The 470-nt window shown below is 71.9% G+C and carries 2 pseudogenes; one reads left to right on the top strand and one right to left on the bottom strand.

From position 1 onward, the window contains the following. Positions 1-189: pseudogene (locus FV222_RS28940) on the bottom strand (DJ-1/PfpI family protein); the annotation flags it as partial. 53 nt (positions 190-242) lie between these two features. Between FV222_RS28940 and FV222_RS31745 the strand changes: the two are divergent. After that, positions 243-470: pseudogene (locus FV222_RS31745) on the top strand (GlxA family transcriptional regulator); the annotation flags it as partial.

The following is a 470-nucleotide window of genomic DNA, read 5'->3' as shown; positions in this document are numbered from 1 at the left end:
GGCCAGGGCCGCGTCGGGGGTGAGCCGCAGGCCGCGGATGTCGCGCACGCTCTCGGCGGTCGGCGCGTAGATCCGGTAGGTCGCGTTCGGGATGCGGGACAGCACCTCGAAGGGGCCGGTGAGGTCGATCTGGTCCAGCCCCTCGAACAGGAGGGAACCGATCTGCAGGTGGGTCTCGGGCGGGATCATGGCGGGTCTCCGTGGTGGACAGGCGAGCCTTAATCCCGCACGATCTGGCCAGGATGCCAGATGACCCTCGTTTCCAGCCAAACTCTTCCGGCAAGTCTGCGCCGACGGGGGCGCCCCGCATCGTCGAGGTGCTGGCCTTCCCGTCGGTGCAGCTCCTCGACGTGGCCGGGCCGCTGCAGGTCTTCGCGACCGCCAACGAGCAGGCGCGGGGCGCGAGGCCCTACGCGCCGCGGGTGGTCGGCTGGGGCGATTGCGCGCCGACCTCGTCCGCGGGCCTGCGG

This window comes from Methylobacterium sp. WL103 (assembly GCF_008039885.1).
In the GTDB taxonomy this organism is placed as follows: Bacteria; Pseudomonadota; Alphaproteobacteria; order Rhizobiales; family Beijerinckiaceae; genus Methylobacterium; species Methylobacterium cerastii.
The sequence above is the reverse complement of the archived record's forward strand: the minus strand, read 5'-3'. Positions and strand labels throughout refer to the sequence as shown.